At 62.8% G+C, this 1,024-nt stretch carries 2 protein-coding genes; both read right to left on the bottom strand.

Annotated features, from left to right (window positions below):
- On the bottom strand, positions 1 to 211 hold a 211-nt coding region (locus tag AC097P_RS25095; protein WP_479613123.1), incomplete at its 3' end, for a thiamine pyrophosphate-binding protein.
- 166 nt (positions 212 to 377) lie between these two features.
- Positions 378 to 1,024 (bottom strand): substrate binding domain-containing protein (locus tag AC097P_RS25090; protein WP_479613122.1); only part of this gene is annotated, 647 nt, incomplete at its 5' end.

The following is a 1,024-nucleotide window of genomic DNA, read 5'->3' as shown; positions in this document are numbered from 1 at the left end:
CTTCATGGCGGGCCAGCACGTGGCGCGGGCCGCCACGGCGCGCACTGCGGGCCAGTGCGTTGTACAGCGGCTCGATAGCGCCACCCGGAACACCAAACACGTATTCCACACCCAGCTGCTCGATATAGGCCACGATCAGGTCGGCAACCTCGGGCGGATGGTCGGACGCATGCAGTGCATCCGTTCGGTTCGGCAACACAATGTTGTTCATATTGCTTTTTGCTTCCAACGACAAAGAGTACTCCGCCAGATGCGGATGGGGCGTGGCGCAGCATCGCATCGAAATGCAGAAGTCGCAACCGTTGGAACCCTCAATCCGCCCAAAATCGGCATGCACGCAACAGTGCTTACAGCCCCCGTGCTACATCAGCAGACTGCTACTTTTTCGATAGCACACGCCAAAACCCCGGTGAGCCATAACACTCCTTCAAGAAGTCAATCCACAACCGCACCCGCAGCGGCAGATGTTTGCGCTGGGGAAACACGGCGTAGATGCCATTGGGCGGCGCGGCAAAGTCTTCCAGCACGGCCACCAGTTGGCCGGCGGCAATTTCGGACTCCACTTCCCACGTACTGCGCCAGGCGATGCCGTAACCGGCCAGGCACCAGTCGTGCAGCACTTGGCCATCGGAGCAATCCAGCGGGCCGGCGGGTTTGAGGTAGACCACCGCCCCGTCGCTGTGCTTGAACGCCCAGCCCCGGGTTTGCGAGGCGTCACTGGACAAGGTAAGGCAATGGAACCGCGACAGATCGGCCGGAGTCTGTGGTGTGCCATGGCGCTTCAGGTAGGCCGGTGTGGCCACACACAGCCGGCGGTTGTCGGCCATGCGCACGCTCACCAGCGACGAGTCGGGCATATCCCCCACGCGCACCGCGCAGTCATAGGCTTCGCCAGCAATGTCCACCACACGGTCGCTCAGGTTCAGCGAGATGGTGACCTCCGGGTGCAGCTCGCGAAAGCGCGGCACCAAAGGCGCCACATGGCGGCGGCCAAAACCCGCAGGCGCGGTGATGCGCAGGTGGC

The organism is Rhodoferax sp. ZS1R8 (assembly GCF_056521325.1).
This window is presented reverse-complemented; position numbering and strand designations above follow the sequence as displayed.